Origin of the sequence: Amycolatopsis sp. NPDC051071 (assembly GCF_040682875.1) — a bacterium.
GTDB lineage: Bacteria > Actinomycetota > Actinomycetes > Mycobacteriales > Pseudonocardiaceae > Amycolatopsis.
Genome location: NZ_JBFBBY010000175.1, coordinates 1 through 14,326 on the forward strand (window position 1 = coordinate 1; position 14,326 = coordinate 14,326).

At 67.4% G+C, this 14,326-nt stretch carries 15 protein-coding genes; 12 read left to right on the top strand and 3 right to left on the bottom strand.

Features of this window, described 5'->3' with window-relative positions; all coding sequences use genetic code 11:
* Positions 1–261: 261 nt before the first annotated feature.
* Both AB0M65_RS34785 and AB0M65_RS34790 read left to right on the top strand, forming a co-directional pair.
* Positions 262–1,452, top strand: coding sequence for an RtcB family protein (locus tag AB0M65_RS34785; RefSeq protein WP_364037592.1), 1,191 nt, complete (start codon positions 262–264; stop codon positions 1,450–1,452).
* Positions 1,453–1,509: 57 nt separating this feature from the next.
* The gene (locus AB0M65_RS34790) at positions 1,510–1,881 is read left to right on the top strand and encodes a hypothetical protein (protein WP_364037594.1); all 372 of its coding nucleotides are present in this window, start codon (positions 1,510–1,512) and stop codon (positions 1,879–1,881) included.
* Between the two features lie 72 nt (positions 1,882–1,953).
* On the opposite strand, the gene AB0M65_RS34795 is transcribed toward AB0M65_RS34790, so the two are convergent.
* Entirely contained in the window at positions 1,954–3,099 is a 1,146-nt protein-coding gene (locus tag AB0M65_RS34795; RefSeq protein WP_364037624.1) for an MFS transporter, read from the bottom strand.
* Between the two features lie 213 nt (positions 3,100–3,312).
* On the opposite strand from AB0M65_RS34795, the gene AB0M65_RS34800 reads away from it, so the two are divergent.
* The 3 genes from AB0M65_RS34800 to AB0M65_RS34810 all read left to right on the top strand — a co-directional run bounded on the left by AB0M65_RS34800 (position 3,313) and on the right by AB0M65_RS34810 (position 6,162).
* Entirely contained in the window at positions 3,313–3,768 is a 456-nt protein-coding gene (locus AB0M65_RS34800) for a Fur family transcriptional regulator (RefSeq protein ID WP_364037596.1), read from the top strand.
* The gene (locus AB0M65_RS34805; RefSeq protein WP_364037598.1) at positions 3,765–5,207 is read left to right on the top strand and encodes a catalase; all 1,443 of its coding nucleotides are present in this window, start codon (positions 3,765–3,767) and stop codon (positions 5,205–5,207) included. Before AB0M65_RS34800 ends, AB0M65_RS34805 begins: the two co-directional genes overlap by 4 nt.
* A 445-nt stretch (positions 5,208–5,652) precedes the next feature.
* Entirely contained in the window at positions 5,653–6,162 is a 510-nt protein-coding gene (locus AB0M65_RS34810; protein WP_364037600.1) for a hypothetical protein, read from the top strand.
* 100 nt (positions 6,163–6,262) lie between these two features.
* Here the strand turns inward: AB0M65_RS34810 and AB0M65_RS34815 are convergent, their stop codons facing one another.
* Positions 6,263–7,309: an alpha/beta hydrolase gene (locus AB0M65_RS34815; RefSeq protein WP_364037602.1), complete on the bottom strand. Its 1,047-nt coding sequence runs from the start codon at positions 7,307–7,309 to the stop codon at positions 6,263–6,265.
* 147 nt (positions 7,310–7,456) lie between these two features.
* Between AB0M65_RS34815 and AB0M65_RS34820 the strand changes: the two genes are divergently transcribed.
* From AB0M65_RS34820 to AB0M65_RS34845, 6 genes are all read left to right on the top strand, one after another.
* On the top strand, positions 7,457–8,032 hold the full coding sequence (locus tag AB0M65_RS34820) for an NAD(P)H-dependent oxidoreductase (RefSeq protein ID WP_364037604.1): 576 nt from the start codon (positions 7,457–7,459) through the stop codon (positions 8,030–8,032).
* Positions 8,033–8,169: 137 nt separating this feature from the next.
* Positions 8,170–8,592 carry an organic hydroperoxide resistance protein gene (locus AB0M65_RS34825; protein ID WP_181775140.1) on the top strand — a complete coding sequence of 141 codons (423 nt, stop codon included), beginning with the start codon at positions 8,170–8,172 and terminating at the stop codon, positions 8,590–8,592.
* A gap of 55 nt (positions 8,593–8,647) precedes the next feature.
* On the top strand, positions 8,648–9,124 hold the full coding sequence (gene dps / locus AB0M65_RS34830) for a DNA starvation/stationary phase protection protein Dps (RefSeq protein ID WP_364037606.1): 477 nt from the start codon (positions 8,648–8,650) through the stop codon (positions 9,122–9,124).
* Between the two features lie 126 nt (positions 9,125–9,250).
* Entirely contained in the window at positions 9,251–10,624 is a 1,374-nt protein-coding gene (locus AB0M65_RS34835) for a glutamate decarboxylase (RefSeq protein ID WP_364037609.1), read from the top strand.
* A 62-nt stretch (positions 10,625–10,686) separates the two neighbouring features.
* Positions 10,687–11,313: a TIGR03085 family metal-binding protein gene (locus AB0M65_RS34840; protein WP_364037612.1), complete on the top strand. Its 627-nt coding sequence runs from the start codon at positions 10,687–10,689 to the stop codon at positions 11,311–11,313.
* A 10-nt stretch (positions 11,314–11,323) separates the two neighbouring features.
* A complete protein-coding gene (locus AB0M65_RS34845; protein ID WP_364037615.1) occupies positions 11,324–11,509 on the top strand; it encodes a 2-hydroxymuconate tautomerase in 186 nt (61 codons plus the stop codon).
* Positions 11,510–11,579: 70 nt separating this feature from the next.
* Here the strand turns inward: AB0M65_RS34845 and AB0M65_RS34850 are convergent, their stop codons facing one another.
* Positions 11,580–13,424, bottom strand: a complete 1,845-nt coding sequence (locus AB0M65_RS34850; protein ID WP_364037618.1) for a prolyl oligopeptidase family serine peptidase — start codon at positions 13,422–13,424, stop codon at positions 11,580–11,582.
* 39 nt (positions 13,425–13,463) lie between these two features.
* On the opposite strand from AB0M65_RS34850, the gene AB0M65_RS34855 reads away from it, so the two are divergent.
* A complete protein-coding gene (locus AB0M65_RS34855) occupies positions 13,464–14,153 on the top strand; it encodes a methyltransferase domain-containing protein (RefSeq protein WP_364037621.1) in 690 nt (229 codons plus the stop codon).
* Positions 14,154–14,326: the final 173 nt, after the last annotated feature.

Sequence of the window (14,326 nt, forward strand, 5' to 3'; positions counted from 1 at the left end):
AGAAGGCCCCCTTCCCTCGGTTCAGCCGAGGGAAGGGGGCCTTCACGCGCGATACCCACGGCATCTCACGCTGACCGCAACTAGAGGACTACTTGCGTCAGCGGTCAGCGACAGCGCGATCGACGACTTCGCGACGAACATCACTCACTCGTGGTAGTCATGTGTGGACTGTCCACTGTGGAGTGCGGTAATTGCCTTGTCCGGGTCGTCCGGCCGGTGCATGCTCGACCACGACACAACGTTTTCCACGAAAGGAAAGTCATGTACACGGCGGTCGAAGGCGCACGAGTCCCGATCCGGATGTGGGCAGACCCCACGTCGGTCGAGGACCAAGCCATGCGACAGCTGCACAACGTCGCCAACCTGCCGTGGGTGCACGGCGTCGCGGTCATGCCCGACGTCCACTACGGCAAGGGTGCGACCGTCGGCAGCGTGATCGCGATGCGCGACGCCGTGTCCCCGGCCGCCGTCGGTGTCGACATCGGTTGCGGGATGAGTGCGGTGCGGACCTCGCTCACCGCCGCGGATCTGCCCGACGACCTGCTGAAGCTGCGCCGCCGGATCGAATCGGCCGTCCCAGTCGGTTTCGGCATGCACAAGACGCCGGTGAACCCGGCGAAGGTGCACGGTGTCGGTGGCTGGGACGCGTTCTGGAAGTCCTTCGGTGACCTGCACGGCGGAGTCCAGGACCTGCACGACCGCGCGGCCCGCCAGATCGGGAGCCTCGGTGGCGGCAACCACTTCATCGAGGTCTGCCTCGAACAGGGCGGCGACGACGAAGGCCGCGTCTGGCTGATGCTGCATTCGGGTTCGCGCAACATCGGCAAGGAACTCGCGGAACGCCATATGGCTGTCGCACGAAAGCTGCCGCACAACGCGGATCTGCCGGATCCGGACCTCGCGGTGTTCGTCGCGGGCACGCCGGAAATGCAGGCGTACCGGCGCGATTTGTTCTGGGCACAGGATTACGCGGCACGCAACCGCGCCACCATGGTCGCACTCGTGAAGCAGGCACTGAAGGACGTCGTCCCGCAGACGACGTTCGACGACGCGATCTCGTGCCATCATAATTATGTAGCAGAAGAGACCTACGACGACGTCGAACTGCTGGTCACCCGCAAGGGCGCTATCCGCGCGGGTTCGGGTGACCTCGGGATCATCCCGGGCAGTATGGGCACTGGTTCGTACATCGTGCGTGGCCTCGGGAACGCGTCGTCCTTCCAGTCCGCGTCGCATGGCGCGGGCCGCCGGATGTCGCGGAACAAGGCCAAGAAGCTGTTCACCGCCGAAGACCTCACCGCGCAGACCGCCGGCGTGGAATGCCGCAAGGACTCCGGTGTGGTGGACGAGATCCCGGCCGCGTACAAGGACATCGAAACGGTGATCAAGGCGCAGACCGACCTTGTCGAGGTGGTCGCGCACCTCAAGCAGGTCGTTTGCGTCAAGGGGTGAGGTGTGGGCGGTGGTCAACTCCGACATACCGCCCATGAAATCGCTACCCTGGACGTTATGAAGAGGTTGGGAATCGCGGCGCTACTGGCGGCCGCCGGACTCGCGCTGGCGGGCTGCAGCGAGGTCACGAACGCGGTCGATCAGACGAACAAGGCCGCGACGAAGGTCGGCGCGTGCGCCGAGGCGCTCAGCCTCGCCGACCTCAACCCGGATCCGGCGACGATCAAGGAGCGGGCCGCGGACAAGGAGAAGCGTCTCCGCGAGCTGGCGACGAACGTCGGCGAGCAGGACGTGGCGAGTGCGCTGACCGGTATGGCCGACTCGTACCTGCAGGTCCAGAAGGAGAACATCCACGACGCGGGCAAGGTCGCGGGCTGGACCAAGCGCAACCTCGACCGGCTCGACGCCCTGCGCAAGGTCTGCGCCTGACGAACCCTCGCGATTAGTCCTCTAGTTGCGGTAGATGCACGCGCAAATACCGCAACTAGAGGACTAATCGCGTCAGGGGGCCGAGGCGAGCGCGGGCACCGGGGTGGGCGTCCGGGAACGGCGCCAGAACAGGCCGATCGACGCGATCGCCAGCGCCCCCAGTGCGGAGGCCACGAAACCCCAGCCCGGACTGGAGTGGTCGATCACGAACCCGATGATCGGGCTCCCGATCGCCAGCCCGATCCTGCCGGCCGCGTCCAGCAGCCCCATCGCCTCGCCGCGCACCCTCGGCGGCGCGGCCGCGCCGGCCGTCTCCGTGCTGGCCGCGAGCGTCGGCGCGCACAGCACGTTGCTGGGGAACAACACGATCGCCAGCAGCCACCACGGATGGTCGATCAGGCCGACCGGCAGCGTGAGCACTGCCAGCAGCAGCATCAGCGTGCCCTGCGAAAGCGACCGCCGCACCGCGCCGTGGATCGCCCCGCCGATGACGGACGCGACGCACATGATCGTGATCAGCAGCCCTGACCAGGAGATGTCGCCACTCGCACGCAGGGTCGCCAAGGCCGCGAGTTCCATGCCGACCAGGCAGAACAACGCGCCTGCCGCGATGAACATCGCCATCACCAGTCGTCCGCCCAGCCAGCTTCGCATCGGTGGCCGTTCGCCGGTGAACATCTCGGCGTCGCCTTCGGCGCGGATCGGCGGGTTCTGGCGGTAGATCAGCGTGGCCGACACCGCGAAGCAGATCCCGATGCCGGTGAGCGCGTAGACCGCCGGAAGTTGCGTGATCGCCATGATCCCGGCCGACGGCCCGATCATGAACGACGCCTCCACGAAGATCGTGTCCAGCGAGTACGCCGCTCGCCGCTGCTCCAGCGGTACGAGTGCGGTCAGTACCAGCCGCGCCAGCGTGCCGGCCGGCACCGAGAGCACACCCGCGGGTAGCGCGACCACCAGCAGGACCTGGTAGGGCAGATAGGGCGCGCTGATCCAGAACGCCGACGAGGCGGCCCCGCAGGTCGCGACCACCGGCCGCAGCCCGAAGCGGTCGACGTACCGGCCGACCAGTGGCGCCCCGAACGCGCTGCCGAGGGTGGTGGCCGCGCCGACCAGTCCGGCCGCGCCGTAGCCACGGCCGAGGTCGTTGACCACGTACAGCGTCATCGTCACGCCCATGGCCGTCATCGGGAGCCGGGCCAGGAACATCAGCAACATCGAGCTGGGGACTCCGGGCACGGCTAACACACGACGGTACGGAGCGAGGGCCATACGTCCGATGAGAGCGCAGCGTGGTACGCGCGTGCAACTTTATTTCACTATGACAGACGCCACTTTCGGCCGCGAAAACCTGGTCAGTACCGGTTTCGGTCACCCGGACGAAAAGGCTTTCTTGACTCATTCCAGAAAACGCGGGAGGGTGAACGGGTCATGGAACACCAGCGAAGCCCCCGTGCGGGCGATCTCAAAGCGGCCGGTCTGCGAGTCACCGCGCCGCGGGTCGCCTTGCTCGAATGGCTGACCGACCACCCGCACACCACCGCCGACCAGGTGACAGCCGGGGTGCGCGAGGTCCTCGGCACCGTGTCGACCCAGGCCGTCTACGACGTGCTGAGAGCGTGCACCGGCGCGAAGCTGGTGCGCCGGATCGAACCCGCCGGCCATCCGGCGCGGTTCGAAACGCGGATCGGGGACAACCATCACCACCTGGTCTGCCGGAACTGCGGCCGAACCGAGGACGTGGACTGCGTACACGGTTCGGCGCCTTGTCTGGAGCCCTCGGTGACCGCGGGCTTCACGATCGACGAGGCCGAAGTCGTCTTCTGGGGCACCTGTCCCGACTGCACTGACCCTTCCACCACCACGAAACAGGAGGCAACCGCGTGACCTTGCCGACGACGAACAACGCGGGCATCCCCGTGGCGAGCGACAACGACTCGCTGACGCTGGGCGCCAACGGCCCGATCCTGCTCCAGGACCACTACCTCATCGAGAAGAACGCCCAGTTCAACCGCGAGCGCGTGCCCGAGCGCGTCGTCCACGCCAAGGGCGGCGGCGCGCACGGCTTCCTCGAAATCACCGAGGACGTCAGCCAGTTCACGAAGGCCGCCCTGTTCCAGCCGGGCGTGCGCACGGAGAGCCTTGCCCGCTTCTCGTCGGTCGCCGGTGAGAACGGTTCGCCCGACACCTGGCGCGACCCGCGCGGTTTCGCGGTGAAGTTCTACACCTCCGAAGGCAACTACGACATCGTCGGCAACAACACCCCGGTGTTCTTCATCCGCGACGCGATCAAGTTCCCGGACTTCATCCACTCGCAGAAGCGCCGCGCCGACAACCACCTGCGTGACCACGACATCCAGTGGGACTTCTGGACGCTGCGCCCCGAGACGGCGCACCAGGTCACCTGGCTGATGGGTGACCGCGGCATCCCGTCGAACTGGCGTGAGATGGACGGCTTCGGTTCGCACACCTACCTGTGGGAGAACGCCGGCGGCGAGAAGTTCTGGGTCAAGTACCACTTCAAGACCGACCAGGGCATCGGCTACCTGCCCCAGGCCGACGCGGACCGTATCGCGGGCGAGGACGGCGACTACTACATCCGCGACCTGTTCAAGAACATCGAGCGGGGCAACCACCCCAGCTGGACACTGCACGTCCAGGTGATGCCCTACGCCGACGCCGCGGACTACCGGTTCAACCCGTTCGACCTGACCAAGGTGTGGCCGCAGGGCGACTACCCGCTGATCAAGGTCGGCCGCTTGGTGCTCGACCGCAACCCGGCGAACTACTTCGCGGAGATCGAGCAGGCCGCGTTCGAACCGTCCAACCTGGTGCCGGGCATCGGCCCGTCGCCGGACAAGATGCTGCAAGGCCGCCTGTTCGCCTACCCGGACGCGCACCGCTACCGGATTGGCGCGAACTACGCCCAGCTGCCGGTCAACGCGCCGAAGTCCCCGGTGAACAGCTATTCGCGTGACGGCGCGATGCGCTTCAACAACCCGGGCGACCCGGTGTACGCGCCGAACTCCTACGGCGGCCCGCACGCCAGCGCGGAGATCGCCTCCGAGACCGCGTCGAGCTTCGGCGTCGAGGACGAGGTCATCCGGTCGGCGTACAAGCTCCACGCGGAGGACGACGACTACGGCCAGCCCGGCACCCTGGTACGCGACGTGATGGACGACGAGCAGCGTGAGCGGCTCGCGAACAACATCATCGGCCACGCTTCGAACGACGTCTCCCAGCCGGTGCTGGAGCGCGTCTTCGAGTACTGGCGCAACGTCGACAAGGACCTCGGCGACAAGGTCGCGGAGGCTTTCCGCAAGTAAGAAGACCTCTTTTCGAAGAGGCTGCTCCCACCACGGGAACGACCCGGTGCGCGTCATCCCCCGCGCACCGGGTCGTTCCATGTCCCCACTCGCAGGTGAAGCCAGAAGGTGGCGTGGCGTGCGTGGGGGACAACACGAGTGGAGCAGTGCGACACGCCTGTCCCACAGAGTGATGAAGCGAAACGATCACCGTTTACACCGTTGTGGGTGAACGGAACGCACGGTCGTGTCGATCGGGTCACCGGTGGTCATAAAATGGATCGATCATGATGGTCTTCAGGGGGTCGCACAAGATTTCGGCGTTAATCACTTGCGCTGGTCTTCACCGGCAATGAATCCGGCACGTAAGTGTGGGAAATTGTTCCAAGCGGTGATCGGGTGGTGTTCGGCCGATACGGCGGGTATCGCTTTACCTCGTCAGGTCCCAGAGCCAGGAGGTAAGGGAATGAAAAGCAATATTGCCCGGACGATTGCCGCGGTCGCCGCAGGCAGTCTGTTGGTGGTGGCCTCAGCCGGCGCCGCGACGGCTAGCACCGATGGTGGAAAGGGTTCGTCGAACACGCAGGCACTCGCCGCGCAGGTGCTGGAGATGCGAGATGGGCTCACCAAGGCGGCCTACGCCGGTGACGTCTCGAAGACGCGGGCGGACTTGGACAAGCTGAGCCCCGTCCTCGGCGACATCGCCGCAGGCAAGCGCTACCAGATCCAGACCGAAACGCAGAAGCTCGGCGACCTGGCGAAGGGGCGCTCCGACGAGTCCAGCAGGCTGCTGGCCGACCCGACGGCCAAGGCGCGTCAGCTGCCGCCGCTGCCGGTGCCGATCCCGTCGCTTCCGGACCTGCCCGGACCGCTGAAGTCCGTCAGTGACCTGGTGAAAGCCCTGCTCACGGCCGTGACCGGCATTCTCGCCGGCCTGCTCGGCGGACTCCCTGTCCCGCCGCTGCCCATGCCCTAGACCTGGAGTGTCGTCTGGCTCCGCCGTGCAGGGCGGCGGGCCACCGCAATGGGGGCCGGGACCCGGGTGTGGACATTTCTCCGCACCCGGGTTCTGGCCGTTACCTCGGCGCCAGCCCGAGTCGCAGCGCACCCGCCGCTTCGGCGGTCGCCTCACGGAACCGCTGTCCGACACCGAGGAAGTTGATGTACCCGTGGATCAGATCCGGCTGGCGGCTGAGCGCCACCGGGACACCGGCTTTCCGCAATTTCTCCCCGTAAGCCTCGCCCTCGTCACGCAGCGGGTCGAAACCGGCCGTCGCGATATACGCGGGCGGCAATCCGGAAACGTCGCCGTGCAGCGGGGACAGTTTCGGGTTGTACAGCTCGGTGCCCTTCGGCACGTAATGTCCTTCGAACCAGGTCATATCCGAGTCGGTCAGGAACAAATCCTCGGCGAACAATTCCCGTGAACGGCGGCGCACGGTGAAATCGGTCGCCGGGTAGAACAACAGCTGGAACGCCGGGACCCCGCCGCCGCGTTTCACCGCCTGCTGCGCGGTCACCGCCGCGAGGTTGCCGCCCGCGCTGTCGCCGCCGACGGCGATGCGTGCCGGGTCGGCGCCCAGGTCCCGCGCCTTCGCGTAGGCGTACTCGAACGCCGCGATCGCGTCCTCGGTCGCACCGGGGAACTGCGTTTCCGGCGCGAGCCGGTACTCCACCGAAAGAACCCGCACACCGGCCTGTTTCGCCAGGTAGCGAACAGTGTTGTCATGAGAGGCCCGGCTGCCGACGACCCAGCCGCCGCCGTGGAAGAACACCAGCAGCCCGGACGGATCCGGTAACCCTGCCGGGGTGTAGAGCGTGGCGGGGACGTCGCCGTCACCCGTCGGTATGAGCAGCTCCCTGGTGGTGACCGGTTCGACGATCTTCCCGCTGACCAGGTGCCTGCTCGCCAGGAGCAGGCTCCGCGATTCCTCGACGGTTCCGTGCACCAGTGACGCCTTCGCCAGCTTCTGCAACCGCAGCAGCAGCTGGGCGTCCAGTGCGAGTTCCTGCCCGTCCAGCCGGAGCGGCGGTCCGGCGATGGCCCTTCTGACCGGCCTCGGGAGCCAGAACGCGAGCTGCGAAAACGCGGCCTCGACACGGATCTGGAGCGGTATCGCCATACTTCCTCCTGAGGGCTTCCCGCCAGGTTACTTGCGAGTAGGTAGCCCGTCCAGCGGTGACGAGGCCTTTGCGGCGAACGGGTGTGACGCAGGCGACCGTTCCAGATCGTGGTCCTCCACTTAAGTAGAGGGGTTAGCCTCGAAGGCGTGACTTCGACGAACGCGGTTCATATCCTCGGTATCGGCGGCTCCCTGCGGGAGGGCTCGCAATCCGAGCGCGCGCTGCGCATCGCGCTGGACGGCGCGGCCGAAGCCGGGGTCACCACCGAACTGATCGCCGGACCGGAGCTGGTCCTGCCGTTCTACGACACCGCGTTGGGAGAGCGGCACGAACTGGCCGTGCGGCTGGTCGAAGCGATCCGCCGCGCCGACGGGCTCATCGTGGTCTCGCCCGGCTACCACGGCGCGCTGTCCGGTCTGGTCAAGAACGCCCTGGACTACGTCGAGGACCTGCGAGACGACACCCGCCCGTACCTCGACGGCCGCGCGGTCGGTCTCGCCGCCGTCGCGTTCGGCTGGCAGGCGGCCGTCACCACACTGGAGCAGCTGCGGACGATCACGCACGCGCTGCGTGGCTGGGCCACCCCACTGGGTGGTTCCATCAACACCGCGGAGACGAAATTCGATGAGGCGGGTGGCGCCTCCGACGACCGCTCCGTCCGCACCCTCCGCCTAATCGGGAGCCAGGTCGCCGAATTCGCGCTCACCAGGGCGGCACGCTAGTCGTTTGCCTCAGCCATCTGCCGGGTATTCCCCGGCGTGATGCCTGCCATGGGGTGGCAAGGTTTCGTAAATTCGAGACGTTGTCATCAGTGAGACGCCCACCGGGGCATGTCTTATGACCAGGAGGTAGGCGAAGAATGGCTGAAGCTCTGTACACCGCCGTGGCCACCGCTCGCGGCGACGGCCGCAACGGTGAGGTCACGTCCTCGGACGGCGTCATCGACGAATCGCTGGCGATCCCGAAGGAGATGGGCGGACCGGGTGGCGACAAGACCAACCCCGAGCAGCTCTTCGCCGCCGGCTACTCCGCCTGTTTCCACTCCGCGTTGCAGCTCGTCGCGCGCCAGGCCAAGGTGAAGCTGGACGGCTCGACCGTCTCCGCCGAGGTCAGCGTGCTCAAGCAAGGCGAGGGTTTCGGCCTCGCCGTGGCACTCAAGGTTTCGCTGCCCGGTCTGGAGCAGGCACAGGCCGACCAGCTCGTCGAGCAGGCGCACCAGGTGTGCCCCTACTCGAACGCGACCCGCGGGAACATCGAGGTCGCGCTGTCCGCGACGGTCTGATTCGCACGCGGCAGGTCCATCCGTACCGGCAAATTTCTGAAGGGAAGACCGAAAAATGGGCAAGTCCCCGATCAAGAGTCCGCTGAGCGAAGCCGACAAGGAGATCACCGGTAACGCCTTGCAGGCCACGCTGGTCGACCTCGTGGACCTGTCGCTGATCGCGAAGCAGGCCCACTGGAACGTCGTCGGCGCGAACTTCCGCAGCGCGCACCTCCAGCTCGACGAGCTGGTCGACACCGCACGCCAGTACGTCGATGAGGTGGCCGAGCGCGCCAACGCCATCGGCGTCTCGCCGAACGGCAAGGCGAAGGTCGTCGTGGAGAGCTCCGGCCTGCCGGAGTATCCCGACAACTGGCAATCCGTCGAGTCCACGGTCGCCGCGATCGTCGACATTCTCGCGGCGTTGATCGAGCGCCTGCGCAAGCGCATCGACGAGACCGACAAGAGCGACCTGGTGACCCAGGACCTCCTCATCGCGATCACCCAGGAACTCGAGAAGGCGCACTGGATGTGGCAGGCGCAGCAGGCCTGACCCGCTTTGTCTCGCAGATGTCAGGAAAGGGTCTTTCAGGACGTTTTTCGTCCTGAAAGACCCTTTCCTGACACTTGAGGGTCACGACGAGATGCCCAGGACCACGACCGCGGATAGATTCGGGGCATGGTGCTGCACAAGGGAAAACTGACCGATCCGGACCGCAAGGGCGGGGCCAACCCGCTGCACGCCGGCATGTACCCCGCGCTCGCCGCGAGCATCCGGCTTCCGCACGACAGCCTCGCCGAGGAACCACTGCCGCCCGACACGGCACTCCAGCTCGTGCGCGACGAGCTGATGCTCGACGGTAACGCTCGCCTGAACCTCGCCACGTTCGTCACGACGTGGATGGAGCCGCAGGCCCGCGAGCTGATGGCCGAATGCGTCGACAAGAACATGATCGACAAGGACGAGTATCCGCAGACCGCCGAACTCGAGCGCCGCTGCGTGAACATCCTCGCCGATCTGTGGCACGCACCCGATCCCACCGGGATCATGGGCTGTTCCACCACCGGTTCGTCCGAAGCCTGCATGCTCGCCGGGATGGCGCTGAAGCGCCGCTGGTCGAAACTGGGGCGCACTGGGAAGCCGAATCTGGTGATGGGCGCGAACGTCCAGGTCTGCTGGGAGAAGTTCTGCGAGTACTGGGAGGTCGAGCCGCGGCTGGTCCCGATGGACGGTGACCGCTTCCACCTCACCGCGGACGAGGCGATCGCCCGGTGCGACGAGAACACGATCGGCGTCGTCGCGATCCTCGGGTCCACTTTCGACGGCAGTTACGAGCCGGTCGCCGAGATCGCCACCGCACTCGACGGGCTACAGGAACGGTCCGGCTGGGACATTCCCGTGCACGTCGACGGCGCTTCGGGCGCGATGATCGCGCCGTTCCTCGATCCGGAGCTGGTCTGGGACTTCCGGCTGCCGAGGGTCGCGTCGATCAACACCTCCGGGCACAAGTACGGGCTGGTCTATCCCGGCGTCGGCTGGGTGGTGTGGCGCGACAAGGCGGCGTTGCCGGAGGAACTCGTCTTCAACGTCAACTACCTCGGTGGCGACATGCCGACTTTCGCGCTGAACTTCTCGCGTCCCGGTGCCGAGGTGGCCGCGCAGTACTACACGTTCGTCCGGCTCGGGCGCGAAGGCTTCCGCGCCGTGCAGCAGGCTTCGCGTGATGTGGCGACCCACCTGGCCGACGGGATCGCTGGACTCGGCCCGTTCGAACTGCTGACTCGCGGCGATCAGTTGCCCGTGTTCGCCTTCACGACGAAGGCCGACGTCGAGGGTTTCGACGTCTTCGACGTGTCTCGGCGGCTTCGCGAGCGTGGCTGGCTTGTCCCGGCGTACACGTTTCCGGAGCACCGGACCGATCTCGCGGTACTGAGGATCGTGGTGCGCAACGGTTTCACCCACGACCTCGCGGATCTGCTGCTCGCCGACCTGCGGCGGCTGCTGCCCGAGCTCGATCACCACCCGCGACCGCGGGCCGCGTTCCATCACTGAGCCGGGTGCCCTGCGTCACGCCGGATTTCCCGGGGCCCTACCGGCGCGTAACGTCGGGGGGTATGGGAGTCGCCGGAGACGAACGTCGTGCGTTGAGCGAGCTTTTCGAAGAGGTCGGCCCGGACGCGCCGACCCTGTGCACGGGCTGGAAGACGCGGGATCTCGCGGCGCATCTGCTGGTTCGCGAGCGGCGGCCGGACGCGGCGCCCGGGATCCTGGTGCCCGTGCTGGCGCCATACACGCAGCGGGTGCAGGGCTCCTACGCCGCGCGGCCGTGGTCCGAGGTCGTCGGGAAGGTCCGCTCCGGCCCGGCCTGGTTCTGGCCGACGTCGATCGGCGCGCTCGACGAGTTGACCAACAGCGCGGAGTTCCTGGTGCACCACGAGGACGTCCGCCGAGGGAAGCCCGGCTGGGAGCCGCGTCCCGCCGAGTCCGCACGGGACGCGGCGGCGTGGAAGTCGGCCAAGCAGGCGTCGAAGCTGAACCTGCGGAAAGCGCCGGTCGGCGTGATCCTGAAGACTCCCGAAGGCCGCGAAGCGCAGGTGAAGGAGGGCCCGGACACGGTGATCGTGATCGGCGCGCCGATCGAACTGCTGCTGTTCGTCTTCGGCCGCGACGCCGCCAAGCTCACCTTCGAGGGTGACGCCTACGCCGTCGACCGCCTGCGGAAGCACGACCGGGGCCTTTAGAGTTCGGTTCATGCCGATGATCAGTGTTTCGATGTTCCCCGGCCGCACGGCCGAGCAAAAGCAGGCCCTCGTCCGCGAGGTGACCGACGCCTTCGTCCGCACCTGCGGCGGCAACGCCGAGGGTGTCTGGGTGACCATCAACGAGATTCCCGCCGAACACTGGGCTTCCGGCGGGACTCTCTTCTCGGAGCGCTGACCCCCGCACCGGATGTCATGAAAGGGTCTTTCAGGACATTTCTTGTCCTGAAAGACCCTTTCATGACACGTCAGCGGAGCCCGACCGCCCGCATCGCGAAGAACACCTCGATCGACGTCTGCCTGATGGTCTCGGCGATCACCAGCGAACCGTGGCCCGCGTCGTAGCGGTAGAACTCGAACGGGAGATCCCGCTTCGCGAGCCTGTCGAGGTAGTTCTCGACCTGGCGGATCGGGCACCGCGGGTCGTTGTCCCCGGCGAGCACCAGCACCGGCGCCGTCACGGCCTCGACGTAGGTGATCGGCGAGCATTCCTGGTACACCGCCGGAACGGTCTCCGGCGACCCGCCGAACAAGGCCCGGTCGAACGAGCGGAGCTGTTCCATCTCGTCCTCGTACGCGGCGACGTAGTCCGCGACGGGCACCCCGCCGATCCCGGCCGCCCAGCGTGCGGGCTGGGTGCCCAGTGCGAGCAGGGACAGGTAGCCACCCCACGAAGCGCCGTTCACCACGCATTTCGCCGGATCGGCGAGTCCACTTTGGACAGCCCAGTCGTGCACGGCGGCGACGTCTTCGAGTTCGGTCAGGCCGGGGCGGCCTTCGATGGCGTCACGCCAGGCCGAGCCGTAGCCGGTCGAGCCGCGGTAGTTGACCTCGACGACGGCGAAACCGGCGTCGAGCCAGACGGCGCGATAGGCGGAGAACCGGTCTTCGTCGGCCGAATGCGGTCCGCCGTGCAAGGAGAAGACCGTCGGCAGCGGGCCTTCGGGCGCGTCGGCTGGCCGGGACACCAGCGCGTGGATCCGGCCGCCGATCCCGTCGACGAACGCGTCGGTGACCGGTGCGGATCCGGGTGCCCGGTCACCCGGCGGTTCGAGGAGCACGGAGTCGGTGCCGTCCGCGGTCCGCGCGCGTACCGCCGTCGGCTGCGCCGCACTGGACCACGAGTACTCGACGGTGCCGTCGGGGCGCACCCCGGCGCCGCCGATCCGGCCCGGCGGAGTGTCCAAAGAGGATAGACCGCCGCTTGCGAGGTCGTAACGGTGCAGGGAACTGCGGCCCTGGTGGAAGTGCACGACCAGCAACGCGTGCGCGTCCGGGTACCAGCCGGCGACCACTTCGCCCGGCAGGTCGAGTTCGATCTCCCGCTCGGTGCCCGCGGCGACGTCCCAGATCAGCAGTTCCTCGCGGCCGCGCCGTTCGTGCAGCACCAGCAGCCGCTGGTCACCCGCGACCGGCGAGAACTCCAAGGCGCCGAGGCCCTTGCCTTCGCCGTCCCACTTGTCGGCGACCGTGGTGAAACCGTCGGTCGACAGGACGCGCAGTGCGGGGTGTCGCGAATCACCGTGCTCGGAATGGGAGATCACGAGCAGGGACTCGTCTCGGGAGAGCGACGCGATTCCCGCGTCGTCGTCATGGCGGTAGAAGCTGGTGGTCTTGCCGTCGATATGGGCGAAGAGTTCGCTGCCGTCGTCGGTCGAGACGCCGACCGCGATCACGCGGGTGCCGATTTCGAGCCCGGCGGAGTAGCCGTCGTGGACGTCCGGGACGGCACGCTCGGCGGCGGTGCCCGCGGCGAACGGTTCACGGACCCACGAGCCGAACTCGTCGCCGTCGGTGTCGTCGAACCACCAGATCCAGCGGCCGTCGGGGGACGGGGTCGCGTGCATGGTGCCGTTGGGCCGGTCGGTGACGCGGCGGTGCTCGCCGGTCGAGCGGTCCCAGGAGTAGACCTCCCAGACGCCGCTGGCGTTGGAGACATAGACGCATGCGTCCGGAGCGTCGATGGCCCACTCGGGGACCGAGATCCGGGGCGCGTGGAAGCGGGCCCGCCACCTGGCCTCGGCTTCGGCGTCGTCGAACAGGCGGTCCGGGACCGCCGCGGACGGATATTTGTTGCCTGGCTGCGTGCTCACCCCTCGATCCTGCCACTCCGGAGCCGTACTGTGTGCGGGGTGCTGGAGGGAAACGCGCGAGACGCGATGTCCGCGCGATCTGCGCGTCAGACGGTCGGACATGCCGTATTCGCGCAACCGCTGTTCGGGCCGGGAATGTGGGTTGTCGACGTCGGCTGCGGACCGAGTTCGATCACCCTCGGTATCGGCGACGGACACCGAGGGTCCACAGTGGACTTTTTGCGAGCGGATGCCCGCGCCTTGCCGTTCGCCGACGCTTCGGTGGACGTGATCTTCGCGCACGCCGTCTTCGAGCAGCTGAAGCAGCCGGGTGCCGCACTGGCCGAGTTCCGCCGGATCCTTCGTCCCGGCGGCTCGCTCGCACTGTCCACATCGGACTGGAGCCGGGCACGTCTCCGGCCGAAGACGGCGAATGTGGACGCCGCCCTCCGCGGCCACTATTTGTTGTGCCGCCGTGCGGGTGGCGATCCGTTCGCCGGACGCTCGATCGCCGCCGCGGTCGCGGCCGCGGGTTTCGCCGACGTGCGAACGAAAACCCGCTACCGCGCGGACACGACGTACCGGGCACTGGCGGCCGACGTCGAGGCGAGGTTGGTGACGGCACTGGAAACCGCGACGACCCCGGATCGCGACCAGCTCGCGTCGGCGGCCCGCTCCGCGTGGTCATGGGCGCGCTCCGGCGACGGCGACTTCACCCAATGCTGGATCGAGTTGCTCGCGACCCGCTGAGGCCCCCGTGGGAGCGGTGGGGGCTGCGTGCCGGTCGCGCTTACTTTCGGGGCTGGCGAGGTGGCGGATGTCCTGAAGGCCCCCTTTGAGACGTTCAACGTCTCAAAGGGGGCCTTCAGGACATGCGCGTTTAGTCCAATACTTTCGTGGTGGGGGGGGAGGGGGGACGACGC

Coding starts and splice junctions, on each gene's coding strand:
- AB0M65_RS34785 (WP_364037592.1), top strand. CDS start 262: ATGTACACGGCGGTCGAAGGCGCACGAGTCCCGATCCGGATGTGGGCA.
- AB0M65_RS34790 (WP_364037594.1), top strand. CDS start 1,510: ATGAAGAGGTTGGGAATCGCGGCGCTACTGGCGGCCGCCGGACTCGCG.
- AB0M65_RS34795 (WP_364037624.1), bottom strand. CDS start 3,099: ATGTTGCTGATGTTCCTGGCCCGGCTCCCGATGACGGCCATGGGCGTG.
- AB0M65_RS34800 (WP_364037596.1), top strand. CDS start 3,313: ATGGAACACCAGCGAAGCCCCCGTGCGGGCGATCTCAAAGCGGCCGGT.
- AB0M65_RS34810 (WP_364037600.1), top strand. CDS start 5,653: ATGAAAAGCAATATTGCCCGGACGATTGCCGCGGTCGCCGCAGGCAGT.
- AB0M65_RS34815 (WP_364037602.1), bottom strand. CDS start 7,309: ATGGCGATACCGCTCCAGATCCGTGTCGAGGCCGCGTTTTCGCAGCTC.
- AB0M65_RS34825 (WP_181775140.1), top strand. CDS start 8,170: ATGGCTGAAGCTCTGTACACCGCCGTGGCCACCGCTCGCGGCGACGGC.
- dps (WP_364037606.1), top strand. CDS start 8,648: ATGGGCAAGTCCCCGATCAAGAGTCCGCTGAGCGAAGCCGACAAGGAG.
- AB0M65_RS34835 (WP_364037609.1), top strand. CDS start 9,251: ATGGTGCTGCACAAGGGAAAACTGACCGATCCGGACCGCAAGGGCGGG.
- AB0M65_RS34840 (WP_364037612.1), top strand. CDS start 10,687: ATGGGAGTCGCCGGAGACGAACGTCGTGCGTTGAGCGAGCTTTTCGAA.
- AB0M65_RS34845 (WP_364037615.1), top strand. CDS start 11,324: ATGCCGATGATCAGTGTTTCGATGTTCCCCGGCCGCACGGCCGAGCAA.